We start from the raw sequence: 14,474 nt of genomic DNA on the forward strand, positions 1-14,474 counted from the left end.
TGATATATAACAACGAATACGGGAGGATGTGAAGGCTTGGAACAGTATACACAAGTAGGAACTTATCGCGTACATCAGGAGCTCCTCGACTTCGTCTCGGCTCATGTATTGCCAGGAGCAGAGACGGGGCATCAGTTTTGGCAAGGAGTCGAGCGCATACTAGACGAGTTCATTCCTCGAAATGAGGCGTTGCTTCACGAACGGGAGTCGTTTGAGCGACTGTTACAGAAGTGGTACAGCGAACAGAAACAAGACTTTGACCTTGTCAGCTACGAACGCTTCCTCCAATCGATCGGCTACATCGAACCGGTCGTCCCTGATTTTAGTATCGACGTCTCAGGTGTCGATTCGGAGATCACACAGCAAGCCGGACCACAGCTCGTCGTCCCGCTCGACAATGCACGCTATGCACTGAACGCGGCGAACGCACGCTGGGGAAGTCTTTATGACGCGCTGTATGGAACGGACGTCATCGATGAAGCGGACGGAAAAACGAAGTCGGCCGGCTACAATCCGGTCCGGGGCGAAGCGGTCATCGCTTACGCCAAACAATACCTCGACGACACGTTCCCGCTTCTAACGGGTTCGCACCGGGACGCGGAAGGATACGCGGTTCGCGCCGATGAACCATACGCCATCATCAACGGACAAGACGTCCCGTTCAGCAATGACTGTTTCGTCGGTTACGTCGGGAATCCGGACAGTCCGACGAGCTTAGTGCTCGTCCATAACGGCCTCCACGCCGAACTGAAATTTGACCGGAACCATCCGATCGGCCGCACGGATGGGGCAGGGCTCACCGATATCGAACTCGAGTCTGCCTTATCGGCCATCGTCGACTGTGAGGACTCGGTCGCAGCCGTCAACGCTCGGGACAAGGTCCACCTGTACAAAAACTGGCTCGGACTGATGGACGGCACGCTCGAAGCGACGTTCACGAAAGGCGGCAAGCCCCTCAAGCGCCAACTGAATGAAGACCGCCGCTACACAGGCAGAAACGGACGAGACGTCGTGCTGCCGGGACGCTCTTTATTGTTCATTCGGAACGTCGGTCACTTGATGACGACAGATTTGATGCTCGACAATCAAGGAAGGGAAGTACCGGAAGGAATCCTTGACGGCATCTTCACGTCACTGATCGCGAGCCGTCACCTCGACTCAAAACGGAACTCGCGGGAACGGTCAATCTACATCGTCAAACCGAAAATGCACGGTTCAAAGGAAGTCACGTTCACGAACGACTTGTTCGACGCGATCGAAGACGTGCTCGACTTGCCGCGCCATACGCTCAAAGTCGGTGTGATGGACGAGGAGAGACGGACGTCGCTCAACTTGAAAAACTGCATCGAACGCGTGAAGGGGCGGATCGTCTTCATCAACACCGGTTTTCTTGACCGGACCGGTGACGAGATCCATACGTCGCTCACGTTCGGGCCGATGCGCAAGAAAGGCGAGATGAAGACGTCGGCTTGGCTCGATGCCTACGAACGCTTGAACGTCTTGACCGGACTCGCGGCCGACTTCTATCAACAAGCCCAAATCGGCAAAGGGATGTGGGCGATGCCTGATAAGATGCGCGACATGATGCGGGAGAAAGTCGCCCATGCTGAGTCCGGCGCGACGACCGCCTGGGTCCCGTCGCCGACGGCCGCGACGCTCCACGCGCTCCATTACCATCAAGTGGATGCGTTCCGTGTCCAACGGGAGTTGGTGCAACGATCGTTCGATATCGACAGCGAACGGAAACGCCTGCTCGAGATTCCGCTCGCGACACGCGTCTATACAGACGATGAAGTGAGGGAGGAACTCGAGAACAACCTGCAAGGGCTGCTCGGTTATGTCGTCCGCTGGGTCGAGCAAGGTGTCGGCTGCTCGAAAGTGCCGGACATCCACCATATCGGGTTGATGGAGGACCGGGCGACGCTCCGCATCTCGAGCCAACACGTGGCCAACTGGCTCTATCACGGTGTCTGTACGAGTGAGCAAGTCGAAGCGACGATGTACCGGATGGCTGAAGTCGTCGACAAGCAGAACGCGGCCGACCCGAACTACCGGCCAATGACGCCGGACGTGACCGACTCGATCGCGTATCAAGCAGCAAAAGACTTAGTGTTCCAAGGAACGGATTCGCCAAGCGGGTACACGGAACCGATCTTGCATCGCCGCCGCCGTCAGTTTTTGACACAGTCGACACTTGAATTGAACTTAAAAGGAGGAGCATCATCATGACAACGAAAAAAATCGAAAGCGAACAGTTAATCGAACGTTGGGTCGTCCGCCGCATCGTCTCTGGAGAGTCGACAGCGACGCTCGCCAATACCGCATTCGTATATGGCAACGACTTGATGCGCCTCGTGCTCGATCGGACGGACGGTTCGCTCCAAATCATGAAAGAACCGGTCGAGGAAGTCGTCGTATTCCGCAAACCAGAAGAGCGGGACGAGGAAAACGTCTGCCGCAGTTGTGGGATGGAACATTCGACGTTCAAGTCGGCACTCGAATGCTGCGCCTACTTGGATTAAGTTTGCAACATCTGTTATATAACAATTTAATTAAAACAAAACTAATATAATACAGGAGGAATAACAATGAATGAACAACGCATGCAACTCGAGAAGGTTTTTCAGTCGGAACGGTTTGACGGGGTCGAGCGTCCGTACGGAGTCGACGACGTCATGAAGCTTCGTGGATCGGTCTTGATCGAACATACGCTCGCGACGAAAGGGTCGGAACGTCTGTGGGACCTGCTCCACAAACGGGATTACGTCCACGCGCTCGGGGCGCTCACCGGAAATCAGGCGATCCAACAAGTGAAGGCGGGGCTTGAGGCCATCTACTTAAGCGGCTGGCAAGTCGCCGCTGATGCGAACTTATCAGGGCATATGTATCCGGACCAAAGCCTGTACCCGGCCAACTCGGTACCGAGCGTCGTCAAGCGAATCAATCAGGCGCTGCAACGGGCCGATCAGATTCAAACGGCGGAAGGGAAAGGGGATACGCACTGGTTCGCGCCGATCGTCGCCGATATGGAAGCTGGGTTCGGCGGTGTGCTCAACGTCTTCGAGCTGACGAAAGCGATGATCGAGTCTGGTGCGGCCGGTGTCCACTTAGAAGACCAGCTGTCTTCGGAGAAAAAGTGTGGTCACCTCGGCGGTAAAGTATTGCTCCCGACGCAAACGGCTGTGAAAAACTTGATCGCGGCGCGCCTAGCAGCAGACGTCATGGGCGTATCGACGATTATCGTCGCCCGGACGGACGCGCATGCGGCCAACTTGATCACAAGTGACATCGACCCGATTGACCATCCGTTCATCGTCGGCGACCGGACGCCGGAAGGCTTCTACCGGACCGAGGCCGGCATCGAGCAGGCGATCGCCCGCGGTCTCGCCTATGCTCCTTACGCCGATCTCGTCTGGTGCGAGACATCGGAACCGGACTTGCAAGAAGCACGCCAGTTCGCGGACGCAATCCATGCGAAGTATCCTGGAAAAATGCTCGCCTACAACTGTTCGCCTTCGTTCAACTGGAAGAAGAAGCTGTCTGACGACGAGATCGCGACGTTCCAACAAGAGATTGGGGCGATGGGCTACAAGTTCCAATTCGTCACACTCGCCGGGTTCCATTCGCTCAACTTCGGCATGTTCGAGCTCGCCCGCGGCTATAAAGATCGTGGGATGGCAGCATATTCTGAGTTACAACAAGCCGAATTTGCGGCCGAACAACACGGCTACACGGCGACGCGCCATCAGCGTGAAGTCGGCACCGGCTACTTCGATGAAGTCTCACTCGTCATCTCGAGCGGACAGTCGTCGACGACCGCGCTCGCTGGATCGACCGAGGCGGAACAGTTTGAAACGCCATCACATTGACGAACGCCCCTTGAAAAAGGGGCTTTTTTTGTGTGTCTAAATATGGAACGAGGCGATTTTAGTTGCTTAAATGTGACGTATTTCACATTTTTAAAGTTGAACGCTTGCTACGCTGAACATGTCAAAACGAACATGGAGGTTATGACAGATGACACAAACATTCACGAGCGACACGCACGTATCTGAAATCGTCAAGCAATGCCCGCAAGCAGCAGACATTTTTAAACGGAATCGAATCGATTTTTGTTGCGGAGGCAATCGACCGCTCGCTGAAGCGACAGACAAGTCGAAACGATCGACGGAAGATATTTTAGAAGAAGTCAACGCGCTCTATCGACGCAAACAGGAGATGAACGAAACGAGCATCGATTGGGATGCAGCTTCGTCTTCGGAATTGATTGAGCATATTATTTATAAGCATCACCAATTTTTGACGGATGAATTGCCACAGCTCACACCATATGTGACGAAAGTATTCCGCGTGCATGGACAAAACCATCCACACCTTGGACGCATCCATCAGTTGTTCAATCAATTGAAAGTGGAGCTTGAACAGCATATCGTCAAAGAAGAGATGGAAGACTTCCCGATGTTGCTTCGACATGAGTCGGCACCGACGGCTGAGACGGAACGTGAGATTATGACCATTTTAGAAGCGCTCGAGTCGGAACATGCAGCGGCCGGTGACATTTTGAAAGAACTTCGTCACATTACGAACGACTATACGCCGCCTGAAGGTGCGTGTGGGACGTATCGACTCGTCTACCAACGTCTAGAGGCACTAGAATCAGATACGTTCGAACACATTCACCTTGAGAACAATGTTTTGTTCCCGCGTGCACGTACGCTTGTCTGACAGATACAATTTACACCTCCATCACGTGGAGGTGTATTTTTGTGACATTTGATACAGAAGGAACGCGAGTCAATCGCTACGATAAAGGAGAAGCAAAGGAGTGATCAATCATGAAGCGGGTGAGTGGAGTCATCGTCGGGGTAGCGGTCGTCCTGTTATTGAGTCAAATCTGGTCAAGTCCTTCTGGCGCCCATGACGAGACCGTGACGATTTTAGCGGCGGCGAGTTTAGGACCAGTCCTAGAGCATGTGGAACGACAACTTGAAGCCGAACTCGGCGACGTCGACATCCGCGTCGTCACGAACGGGAGTGGCGCCTTACGATCCCAAATCAATCACGGGTCTCCGGCTGACATCTTTTTAGCCGCTAGTGAGGAGGATGTCGACAAGTTGCAGGTGCCCGTGTTAGACCGGGATGCGTTCTTGAAAAACGAGTTGTGGTTTGTGACCCCAAAGGGAAAAAGTTGCACGAGTGAGTGGCAGGAATTGGAGTTGTGCGCCCGAATCGTCATTGGAGACCCGGTGAACGTTCCGGCAGGCCGTTATGCGAAAACGGCGTTGGATGAAGCGGAAGTATGGGGACAGGTGAAATCTCGGATTATCTTTGCCCAAAACGTGAGACAAGTGCTTACGCTCGTCGAGCAAGGGGATGCGAATGGGGGATTCGTGTATAAAACAGAGCTGACAGAAGGTGTCGCAGCGATTCAAGCCGTCTCGCTTGAAGCGACCGGCATCATCTCCTATCCGGCTGTCCGTTTGACGCATGGTCCATATGTGCGTGACGTATATGAGCGTTTATTCGATGACGATATTCAAGCGATTTTTTTAGCAAAGGGGTTTTCTAAATGACGCAGTCCCCACTGCAACTTACTTTCGAAGTCGGGTTTATCGCGACGATGCTTGCCTTCGTCCTCGCGTTCTGGGCCGCCTATCTCATGCATCATCGCCAGTTTAAAGGGAAATGGTTGCTCGAGACGCTATTTTTATTGCCGCTCATCTTGCCGCCGACCGTGATTGGTTTATACGCGTTGATCGTTCTTGGCAACAACGGGATCGGGGGACTGTTGCCGGTTACCATCTTGTTCACGAAACAAGCGAACATCATCGCCTCTGCCTTGGCGGCTTTCCCGCTCGTCTACCAGACGATTCGGCTCGGGTTAAAACAGTTGGATGCGGAATGGTACGAGGCCGGTCGCGTGCTCGGTGGAACGGAACGTCAATTGTTCACGTATGTCACGATTCCGCTTCTTTTACCCGCTTTGACGAGCGGATTCGTCCTCGGATTTGCCCGTTCGATCGGGGAATTTGGTATCACGATGATGATTGCTGGGAATATTCCGGGCGAGACGATGACGCTCGCCACAGCGATTTATATGGCCACGTTAAACGGGGACATGACCCAAGCGCTCATTTGGAGCGGATGGTTGGTCGGCCTGGCGTTTTTAGTCTTGTGGCTGAGCGAACGTTACGGAAAGCGTCAATATTAGTCGAGCACGTCGACTTTTTTCACATAAGATCGGTTCGGAGTGTTGAGAATGCTCGGACCGGTCTTTTTCCAAATGTGAACGTGGTCGCCGACCTCAATCTGTTCGAACGTTGCCTTCACTTGAAATTTGAACCAGCTCACGTTTTCAGGGTCGGCTCGTGCGAACAACGCATCAGCGGTTAGTTTTGCCTCGTCCGCACTTATGCCGCTGATGATGAGGGCGGTGCGGTCAGATTCATTCACTTCGATCACATAGCCTTCGACGTCCGGTTCGGTCGTCGCCCGGTTGGCGAAGACGAAACCGATGGAAAAGACGACGAGCATGGCCGTGATGGTCAGAAACAAAAATATTTTAATAGAAGATTTCATAGCGTGCGCCTCCTTCGTTCATTATTCTGTCACGTCTCGAATCGCTTATCTGTGAAAAAAGTAACAGTTAAGTCTAGATGTCATCTTTATGATGAAACTATGAAGTCGTTCGGAAAGAGAAGGGGGAACACATATGACTGATCGTCATTTTTATTCGACCGCCGCGAAGTGGTCGTTCGTAGGATTTACCGTCTTGGTGCTCTCGACGTGGGTTGCCTCGGCAGGATTTGAGCATGTGGATATGGCGTTGTTTGGTTATTACATTGCGGCCGTCATCTGTATGATCGGGATGGTCGTCCGGTTGACGTTATTCTTTGCCCGGCCGGCCACCTCGCAAGTGTTGAAGCGAAGTCTCAAACAGATGAAATCAGAAAAGAAGCGGGCCAGTAAAGCGATCGCCGCGACGACGGTCAACAACATCGTCTTGCAGAAATTTATTTGGGAGCGTGGATGGTACCGCTGGACCCAGCATATGTTAATCGCTTGGGGATGCCTCGGATCGTTCGCCATCACGTTCGGTTTGACGTTCCAATGGATGCGTTTTGATTTGATCGACATCGAGACGTATCAAATCGTCGTCTTTAATCTTCCGACGATCAAGATGGCCGCTCACGGGCTGTTCGCCGAGATGGTCTATAACGGCTTGAACATCACCGCGCTCATGCTTTTAGTCGGGGTGCTCATGGCGCTTTATCGCCGCATCAACGATCAAGACGTAAAAGTGACACAGCGGTTCGAGTTTGATATTTTGCCGCTCCTCATGTTGCTCATCGTCACTGTATCGGGTTTGTTATTAACTGTTTCGTACGTGTTCTTCGGTGGATTTATCCATCATGAGCTCGCCTTGTTCCATCAATTGACGGTCATCATCTTTTTATGTTACTTCCCGTTCGGCAAGCTGTTTCACTTACCGGTCCGCCCGATGGCTGCTAGTGTACCGATGAACTATCGGGAAGTCGAAGCGGACGAGACACGCGTCTGTGCCGGATGTGGCACACGCTATGCGACGGACAATCAAGTCGAGGACGTCCAGGCGATTCTAAAAGCGCAGACGATCCAACTCGGTTTGCGGGATGGGACACAACTGTCTGACTATTGCCAACCGTGTCGCCGTTCGATGCGCGTGAAGATGCAGTTGAATTTAATGAACGGTCAGTTGCCGACACACCCGGTCGATACGAACACGGGCATGTCGATGCCGGGATTCGGGCGCCCAAAGGAGACGAAAGATGAGACACCTGTGCGTTAAATGCGGAGAACCGATGGGTACGCATGAAGAGATCGAACAAGTGAAACAATTGCTCGAAGGGTCGGATCAACTCGTGAAAGTAGACGAGGCACACACGGTCCAAGATCTCTGTCATGCCTGTCGTCGTCGGGCCCGTCTCGATTCGGCGTTAGGACGGTCTGGAAGTGACGGAATGCATTATCCGCTTCAAACGATCAACGGCTATCACGTCAGTGGATTTTCAAAACGAAGAGCGGAAACGTTCTATGGAGGGGAAGACGATGAGTGACTTTTTAACGTCGCCAGAAGTACAAAATTTAATCAAACCGGGCGAGAAATTGATTACGACCCATTGTTGCTACTGCGGGATGCAGTGCGGCATGCACATTCGCGTCGATGAGAAGACTGGGGCCGTCAAAGGGGTTGAACCCCGCTATGATTTTCCGGTCAACAAAGGAAAGCTTTGCCCGAAAGGGGTCACTGCCTATCAGACGATCGAGCACCCAGACCGCATTTTGACACCGCTCATCAAACGGAACGGAAAGTTTGAACAAGCGACATGGGAAGAAGCGCTCGACGTGATTGAAGAGAACTTCAAACGGATCCAACGGGAGCATGGAAAAGATGCGGTTTCCGTCTTCGGTGGTGTCTCGATGACGAACGAAAAGTGTTACCTCGTCGGGAAGTATGCTCGCGTAGCGCTCGGGACACGGTTCATCGACTATAACGGACGTTTCTGTATGTCGTCGGCTGCCGGCGGATTTTTGAAGACGCTCGGGATCGACCGCGGGGCGACGCTGCCGTGGACCGAGTTTGAGCACGTCGACACGTTCTTCGTCGCCGGTTCGAACATCGCCGAATGTCATCCGACGACGACGCAACATATTTGGAAAGCAAAAGATAAAGGGGCCAAGATCATCGTGGCCGACCCACGCGAGATTCCGATGGCACGCGTGGCCGACGTCCACCTCGATTTGAAACCGGGAACGGATGCGGCGCTCGCGATGGGGTTGCTCAACTTCCTCGTCGAACACGACTACGTCGATCAAGCTTACGTAGACGAACGCTGCGATAACTACGAAGAGTTGAAGGCGTCGGTCCGGGACTGGTCGCTCGAACGAACGAGCGAAGTGACTGGGGTCGCGATCGAAAAAATTGAAAAAGCTGGTCATATTTATGGGAAGAGCCCACGATCAGTCATGTTGTTCGCTCGTGGTGTCGAGCAACAGTCAAAAGGGGTCGACAACGTATCGCTCTACACATCGATGGCACTTCTGCGTGGCATGATCGGGAAATTCGCCTCTGGCGTTGCGACGATGACCGGACAAGGCAACGGACAAGGTGGGCGCGAGCACGGACAAAAAGCCGACTTGTTGCCAGGATACCGCAAACTCACCGACCCGAAAGCGGTCGAATATGTGAGCGGGGTCTGGGGCATCGATCCTTCCGAAATGCCGAAACCAGGCGTTTCCGCGTTCGAGATGTTTGATGAAATTCAAGCTGGGACGATCCGAGCGATGCATCTCATGTGCTCGAACCCGGCCGTGTCGGCACCGAACCTTCCATACGTCTGGGACAGTTTCAACAAGCTTGACTTCTTCGTCGTCAGTGACTTCTTCATGTCCGAATCTTGTGAGTTCGCGGACGTCGTGTTGCCTGCTTGTTCTTGGGCGGAAGATGAAGGGACGACAACGAATTTAGAAGGACGAGTGATTCGGATTCGAAAAGTCCGTGAACCGCTCGGAGAGTCGCTCCCAGATTGGGAAATCATGAAACGAATCGCGGAACGAATGGGCCGTGGACAATACTTCCCGTACGAAACACCGCTTGAGATTTGGGAAGAGTTCCGGATCGCCACGAAAGGCGGACCGGCTGATTATTCCGGTATCACGTGGGATCGGATCGACAACGAATACGGCGTGTTCTGGCCGTGTCCGTCCGAAGATCATCCTGGTACACCGACGATGTTCAAAGAGCGCTTTGGGACGGCGAACGGGAAGGCGAATCTACCGGTCGTCACGTATCGTCCGGCGGGAGAATACGCGAATGAAGAATATCCGGTCACGCTCACGACAGGTCGGGTCGTCTTCCACTACCTTACGGGGAACCAGACACGACGCATCGATTTCTTGAGCACGATGTCAAAACTGCCGTTCGTTGAGATTCATCCTGAGCTCGCATCAAGCTATGGTCTTCAAACGGGAGACAAAGTCGAATTGAAGACACGCCGCGGCTCCATGATCGTCGAAGCACGTTTAACAAAAGCGATTCGAAAAGACACGGTCTTCGTCCCTTACCACTGGGGCAAAGAGCTCGCGATCAACCAATTGACGAATCCGTGCCTTGACCCGATGTCACGCATGCCCGAATTCAAAGTATGTGCGGTTAAAATGAAAAAATTGCCGGCTAACACCCCGCTGCACGTTAACCCGTTGACGGTTCCACTCGGTTCGAGCGTGCCGTTCATGGCGGACCATGCGATTGCGACGAGCTGTCACATCATGGATGAGGAGGTTCCTACAAAATGAATAAGGTCATGTATTTAGAATTTGAACGCTGTATCGGCTGTCGGGCCTGTCAAGCTGCTTGTCGGGAATGCGGGGACCACGATGGGCTCGAGCGGAACTACGTTGACTACATCGATTTCTCGGAGAGCCGTCAGACGTTCCCGATGATCTGCATGCAATGTAAAAATCCGGCCTGTGCCCAGGTCTGCCCGGCCAATGCGATTCAAATCACGCCAGAAGGCGTCGTGTTGTCCGCTTCGGAAGAAAAATGTATCGGCTGCCGCAACTGTACGTTCGCCTGCCCGTTCGGGATTCCGAAGTTCGATTTTGAGAAGAACAAGATGTACAAGTGTGACATGTGCTATGACCGCTCAAAACATGATATCGCGCCGATGTGTGCGTCTGTTTGTCCGTCGGATGCGATTCGCTTCATCGATCATGACGAGATGATGCAATTGCGCCGCCAGCGCGTGCAAATGAACATGATTGAAGGGAAAAAACCATCCCAAGACGATAAGTGGAATTACGTCCCTGAATTCTTTGGCGTCTATTCCGACTGAGGAAGAAAGGAAGATGACTTATGTCAAAAGAACCAAAAGACCGGGAACGCTTATCCGGACTCGTTGATAACTTGAGCCGAGCTGACGATGTGAAATTGAATCGCCGCGCCTTCATCAAGTCGACGTTCGGTGCCGGCATCGCGCTCGGTCTCGCGACAATCCCGTTCAATATCGCAACTTTCGTCCGCAGCGAGCCGAGAACCGACCGTCAGTTCATCACGACGGTCGAGGCGCTCGAACAGGGAAAATCGCTTGAATTCGAATATCCGGGCACGGAACCGTCACTTCTCGTCCATTTGAAAACCGGCGAATTTGTCGCCTATAATAATAAATGTACGCATTTACAGTGTCCGGTGTTCTATGTGGAAGAAGAAGACGTGCTCTTATGTCCATGCCACCGCGGTTATTTTAGCGTCGACGGTCAACCGCAGTCAGGACCGCCACAGCGAGAACTTCCTAAAATCTTGCTTGAGATCGAGAACGGGAAGATCTTTGCGGTCGGAAGAGAGATTCATCATGGGGCCTAAAGTATGGAGTTTAATCGGTCTTGTCATTTTATTGGCAACGAATATGGTTCTATTTCAATATACAATCGAAAGCTATATGGTGTATGACCACGCCTCGATGCGTCTATTCATGAGCATCGCCATTATAAATGTCGGCTTGATTATATTGTTATATCGATATTGGAAGAAAATTGAATATAGTGATAAATAATAACCTGCCCTTTGAAGCGCTTCCAAATGTTGATTGCGTTTCAAAGGTATTTGTGTTTAAAATGAAGTCAAGCTTCTAAATTGCACAGGTTTTTTTTAGGAAGGTCGGTGGAAATGACTCACTCTAGTAAAACGATGGTGCTCGATGAAACGAAAAAATTGGCCCATCGGATCATCCATGTTCCAAAAAATGGTTTCTTGTTTCGGGAGCAGGAGGATGCGTCTGAATTTTATATTGTAAAAAGCGGACTGATCCAAATCTCGAAATTGACCGAGAACGGGAAAGAGTTGACGTTACGTTGTTTGAGTGCGGAGGCTTGTTGCGGAGAATTGACGCTATTCGCGATCGAACCAAGATATTTATTCAACGCGAAAGCGTTAGAGGATAGCGAGATTTATGCCGTCAAAATTGACCGGATTGAAACGATGATTTTATCGTCAAATCCTGAGTTTGTTCGCGAGTTCATGATTATGATCAATGAACATATGCGGAAACAACATACAAAATTCCGAGACTTAGTATTGAACGGGAAAAAGGGAGCGCTCTACTCGACGCTCATTCGGATGGCGAACAGTTACGGGGTTGAAGTGGAAGATGGAATTCTCATCGATTTGAAACTCAAAAACCAAGAGCTCGCCAACTATTGCGGCACATCGCGTGAACGCGTGAACCGTATGTTGAACGAGCTCGCGCAAGACGGCGTCATCTCGTTGCCGTCTCGTCAAATCATCATCCATGACCTAGCACGGTTAAAGCTACTCAACCATTGTGAAGACTGTCCCGTCTCGGTCTGTGTCATCGATTGATCACATGACGGCGGCAAGCGCTAGCTCGCCTTCGAAATGTTCTAATCCGTCGGCCTCGATTGTGCAGGCCGATACATAAAACGCACCGTCTTCAACCAGTTCGTAAGACCGGAGTACACCTTCGGCAAGTTTGACGCCGTTTGCGCGGACCTCAACGACGACGCCTTCCATCGAACGGACACGGGCGGCTGCTAAAAAGTCTAGCCAGCGTTTGAACTGGCGGTAGACGGTTACCGTCGTCCCGTCTCTTAAATAGCCAATGACAGCTTTTGAATCCTCAATCGTTACGTCGTGGTGGGTATCGATTCGAACGAGCAAGTTGTGAAGTGCCTCTAGCTCTTCCATCGGGCTTTCGAGTGGAAACGTCAGCTCGATCCCGTCCTCTGTAAACGTAGCTTCGGCAATCGACGTGCCGAAGACACGAAACACGTGGGCACCGTCTTGACTATAGAAATATGGTTGCAGCGCCAGTCGAACCTCTGGTGTGCATTGAATTTGAATCAGATGTGACATCTTCATCCCTCCTCTATTCCTTATCGTAAGGAATTGGGGAGGGATTTTCTGTGTTCAATGTCACAGAAACAAAAAGAAGAAGATATTGTCACAGATTGATGACAGGGCAATTAAAACTATCAAAATGCGAAATAAGTGTGAAAGAAGGCACACTTTTTTTATAGGGGGGTCGATAGGATGGGATTAGGGTACGAATTGAACCGTTAAGAGGAGGAATAGACAATGCAACAATTAGACAAAGGATCGCACGCGCTCGCCGAGTGGACGCCAGAGGATGCAGGGTTTTGGGAAGGGACGGGAAAACAAGTCGCCAATCGGAACTTGCTCGTCTCCGTTCCGGCATTGACACTCGCGTTTATCGTCTGGCAGATGTGGTCGGTCGCGGCCGTTCAATTGAATTCAATCGGGTTTAGCTTTACACAAGGTCAGTTGTTCACATTGGCCGCACTACCTGGACTCGTCGGGGCGACGTTGCGCTTTTTCTATACGTTTGCGAACAGTATATTCGGCGGAAGGAACTGGACGATCTTCTCGACGTCGGTGCTGTTGTTGCCGCTTCTCGGCATCGCTTACGCTGTCCAGAACGTGAACACACCTTATTGGATATTCATGATTTTAGCCGCCCTCTGTGGCCTCGGAGGTGGGAATTTCTCTTCTTCAAACGCTAACATTGGTGCGTTTTATCCGAAAGCGAAAAAAGGAACGGCGCTTGGCATTAACGGAGGTATCGGAAACTTGGGTGTCTCGCTCGTTCAATTGATCACTCCGCTCGTCATTACGACAAGTATTTTCGGGTTCATCGGCGGGAACGCGCTTGTGACGGAGACCGGTCAACAGATTTGGCTACAAAACGCCGCGCTCCTCTGGGTCGTCCCGACGATTGTGTTGGCTCTCTGTGCGTATTGGTTTATGGATAATTTACCGACCGCACGCCAGTCGCTCCGTGATCAGGCGAGTGTATTCAAAGAAAAGCATTTCTGGATTCAAACGTTGCTCTATACCGCTGCATTCGGCTCGTTCATCGGCTATGCGGCAGCATTCCCGATGATTTTGAAGTTGAAATTCCCTGAATCGGATTTGATGGCGCTTGCGTTTCTAGGAGCGTTCCTCGGCGCATCTTCGCGCCCGTTTGGAGGCTGGATTAGCGACAAGGTCGGAGCGGCCAAGGTGACGCTCGTCGTGTTCGGTATCATGGCGCTCGGGACGATATCGGTCATCATGGCCATCACGAACAACAACTTGACGATGTTCTTCTTGTCGTTCGTCGTCTTGTTCATTGCGACCGGCCTCAACTCAGGTGCGACGTTCGCGATGATCCCACACGTGTTCGTGGCGACGAAAACACCAGCCGTTGTCGGGTTCTCGGCAGCATTCGCGGCATATGGAGCGTTCTTCATTCCGAAGATGTTCGGTTGGTCGCTTGAACTCGTCGGCTCATTCAACGGTGCGCTGTTCGTCATGCTCGGACTTTATGCGATTTCGATCGCGACCACGATTTACTACTACTTGCGAAGCGGGGCTGAAAAACCGATTCGCTGACAACCGAGGAAGGGACTTTGATAGT

The 14,474-nt window shown here is 52.0% G+C and carries 15 protein-coding genes; 13 read left to right on the forward strand and 2 right to left on the reverse strand.

Going from position 1 to position 14,474, the window contains the following annotated elements; translation table 11 throughout:
• Positions 1-36: 36 nt before the first annotated feature.
• The 6 genes from EVJ21_RS11300 to modB all read left to right on the forward strand — a co-directional run bounded on the left by EVJ21_RS11300 (position 37) and on the right by modB (position 6,211).
• Positions 37-2,229: a malate synthase G gene (locus tag EVJ21_RS11300; protein ID WP_131490559.1), complete on the forward strand. Its 2,193-nt coding sequence runs from the start codon at positions 37-39 to the stop codon at positions 2,227-2,229.
• Positions 2,226-2,522 (forward strand): hypothetical protein, encoded by a 297-nt coding sequence (locus EVJ21_RS11305; RefSeq protein WP_070328089.1) that lies wholly within the window; start codon positions 2,226-2,228, stop codon positions 2,520-2,522. The genes EVJ21_RS11300 and EVJ21_RS11305 overlap by 4 nt, the downstream gene beginning before the upstream one ends.
• 66 nt (positions 2,523-2,588) lie before the next feature.
• Positions 2,589-3,869, forward strand: coding sequence for an isocitrate lyase (aceA, locus tag EVJ21_RS11310; protein ID WP_070328090.1), 1,281 nt, complete (start codon positions 2,589-2,591; stop codon positions 3,867-3,869).
• Between the two features lie 148 nt (positions 3,870-4,017).
• Positions 4,018-4,725, forward strand: a complete 708-nt coding sequence (gene ric / locus EVJ21_RS11315; RefSeq protein WP_070328091.1) for an iron-sulfur cluster repair di-iron protein — start codon at positions 4,018-4,020, stop codon at positions 4,723-4,725.
• A 110-nt stretch (positions 4,726-4,835) separates the two neighbouring features.
• Entirely contained in the window at positions 4,836-5,573 is a 738-nt protein-coding gene (gene modA / locus EVJ21_RS11320; protein ID WP_070328092.1) for a molybdate ABC transporter substrate-binding protein, read from the forward strand.
• A complete protein-coding gene (gene modB, locus EVJ21_RS11325; protein ID WP_131465861.1) occupies positions 5,570-6,211 on the forward strand; it encodes a molybdate ABC transporter permease subunit in 642 nt (213 codons plus the stop codon). The genes modA and modB overlap by 4 nt, the downstream gene beginning before the upstream one ends.
• Here the strand turns inward: modB and EVJ21_RS11330 are convergent.
• Positions 6,208-6,579 (reverse strand): DUF3221 domain-containing protein, encoded by a 372-nt coding sequence (locus EVJ21_RS11330; RefSeq protein WP_131465863.1) that lies wholly within the window; start codon positions 6,577-6,579, stop codon positions 6,208-6,210. The two genes, modB and EVJ21_RS11330, sit on opposite strands and share 4 nt — an antisense overlap.
• Before the next feature lie 133 nt (positions 6,580-6,712).
• Between EVJ21_RS11330 and EVJ21_RS11335 the strand changes: the two genes are divergently transcribed.
• From EVJ21_RS11335 to EVJ21_RS11365, 6 genes are all read left to right on the forward strand, one after another.
• On the forward strand, positions 6,713-7,828 hold the full coding sequence (locus tag EVJ21_RS11335; protein WP_131490560.1) for an MFS transporter: 1,116 nt from the start codon (positions 6,713-6,715) through the stop codon (positions 7,826-7,828).
• Positions 7,809-8,096 (forward strand): hypothetical protein, encoded by a 288-nt coding sequence (locus tag EVJ21_RS11340; RefSeq protein WP_141737228.1) that lies wholly within the window; start codon positions 7,809-7,811, stop codon positions 8,094-8,096. Before EVJ21_RS11335 ends, EVJ21_RS11340 begins: the two co-directional genes overlap by 20 nt.
• Complete coding sequence (locus tag EVJ21_RS11345) at positions 8,089-10,335, forward strand: molybdopterin oxidoreductase family protein (RefSeq protein WP_070328097.1); 2,247 nt, start codon at positions 8,089-8,091, stop codon at positions 10,333-10,335. The genes EVJ21_RS11340 and EVJ21_RS11345 overlap by 8 nt, the downstream gene beginning before the upstream one ends.
• Positions 10,332-10,874 (forward strand): 4Fe-4S dicluster domain-containing protein, encoded by a 543-nt coding sequence (locus tag EVJ21_RS11350; RefSeq protein ID WP_070328098.1) that lies wholly within the window; start codon positions 10,332-10,334, stop codon positions 10,872-10,874. The genes EVJ21_RS11345 and EVJ21_RS11350 overlap by 4 nt, the downstream gene beginning before the upstream one ends.
• 20 nt (positions 10,875-10,894) lie before the next feature.
• Positions 10,895-11,401 carry a QcrA and Rieske domain-containing protein gene (locus tag EVJ21_RS11355; protein WP_070328099.1) on the forward strand — a complete coding sequence of 169 codons (507 nt, stop codon included), beginning with the start codon at positions 10,895-10,897 and terminating at the stop codon, positions 11,399-11,401.
• A gap of 303 nt (positions 11,402-11,704) precedes the next feature.
• Positions 11,705-12,397: a Crp/Fnr family transcriptional regulator gene (locus tag EVJ21_RS11365; RefSeq protein WP_070328101.1), complete on the forward strand. Its 693-nt coding sequence runs from the start codon at positions 11,705-11,707 to the stop codon at positions 12,395-12,397.
• Here EVJ21_RS11365 and EVJ21_RS11370 read toward each other — a convergent pair whose 3' ends face one another.
• On the reverse strand, positions 12,398-12,910 hold the full coding sequence (locus EVJ21_RS11370) for a hypothetical protein (RefSeq protein ID WP_236633528.1): 513 nt from the start codon (positions 12,908-12,910) through the stop codon (positions 12,398-12,400). It lies immediately after the preceding gene.
• Positions 12,911-13,132: 222 nt separating this feature from the next.
• Here EVJ21_RS11370 and EVJ21_RS11375 point away from each other — a divergent pair, with 222 nt between their 5' ends.
• On the forward strand, positions 13,133-14,449 hold the full coding sequence (locus tag EVJ21_RS11375) for an MFS transporter (RefSeq protein WP_131490561.1): 1,317 nt from the start codon (positions 13,133-13,135) through the stop codon (positions 14,447-14,449).
• The last annotated feature ends 25 nt before the right edge of the window (positions 14,450-14,474 follow it).

The sequence above is a fragment of the Exiguobacterium sp. SH0S2 genome (assembly GCF_004337185.1).
GTDB lineage: Bacteria > Bacillota > Bacilli > Exiguobacteriales > Exiguobacteriaceae > Exiguobacterium > Exiguobacterium aurantiacum_A.

Bases quoted from the DNA above. Each gene is read 5' to 3' on its own strand.
- modB (WP_131465861.1), top strand. From the start codon at position 5,570: ATGACGCAGTCCCCACTGCAACTTACTTTCGAAGTCGGGTTTATCGCG.
- EVJ21_RS11370 (WP_236633528.1), bottom strand. From the start codon at position 12,910: ATGTCACATCTGATTCAAATTCAATGCACACCAGAGGTTCGACTGGCG.
- EVJ21_RS11305 (WP_070328089.1), top strand. From the start codon at position 2,226: ATGACAACGAAAAAAATCGAAAGCGAACAGTTAATCGAACGTTGGGTC.
- aceA (WP_070328090.1), top strand. From the start codon at position 2,589: ATGAATGAACAACGCATGCAACTCGAGAAGGTTTTTCAGTCGGAACGG.
- EVJ21_RS11335 (WP_131490560.1), top strand. From the start codon at position 6,713: ATGACTGATCGTCATTTTTATTCGACCGCCGCGAAGTGGTCGTTCGTA.
- modA (WP_070328092.1), top strand. From the start codon at position 4,836: ATGAAGCGGGTGAGTGGAGTCATCGTCGGGGTAGCGGTCGTCCTGTTA.
- EVJ21_RS11330 (WP_131465863.1), bottom strand. From the start codon at position 6,579: ATGAAATCTTCTATTAAAATATTTTTGTTTCTGACCATCACGGCCATG.
- EVJ21_RS11355 (WP_070328099.1), top strand. From the start codon at position 10,895: ATGTCAAAAGAACCAAAAGACCGGGAACGCTTATCCGGACTCGTTGAT.
- EVJ21_RS11375 (WP_131490561.1), top strand. From the start codon at position 13,133: ATGCAACAATTAGACAAAGGATCGCACGCGCTCGCCGAGTGGACGCCA.
- ric (WP_070328091.1), top strand. From the start codon at position 4,018: ATGACACAAACATTCACGAGCGACACGCACGTATCTGAAATCGTCAAG.
- EVJ21_RS11365 (WP_070328101.1), top strand. From the start codon at position 11,705: ATGACTCACTCTAGTAAAACGATGGTGCTCGATGAAACGAAAAAATTG.
- EVJ21_RS11340 (WP_141737228.1), top strand. From the start codon at position 7,809: ATGAGACACCTGTGCGTTAAATGCGGAGAACCGATGGGTACGCATGAA.
- EVJ21_RS11350 (WP_070328098.1), top strand. From the start codon at position 10,332: ATGAATAAGGTCATGTATTTAGAATTTGAACGCTGTATCGGCTGTCGG.
- EVJ21_RS11345 (WP_070328097.1), top strand. From the start codon at position 8,089: ATGAGTGACTTTTTAACGTCGCCAGAAGTACAAAATTTAATCAAACCG.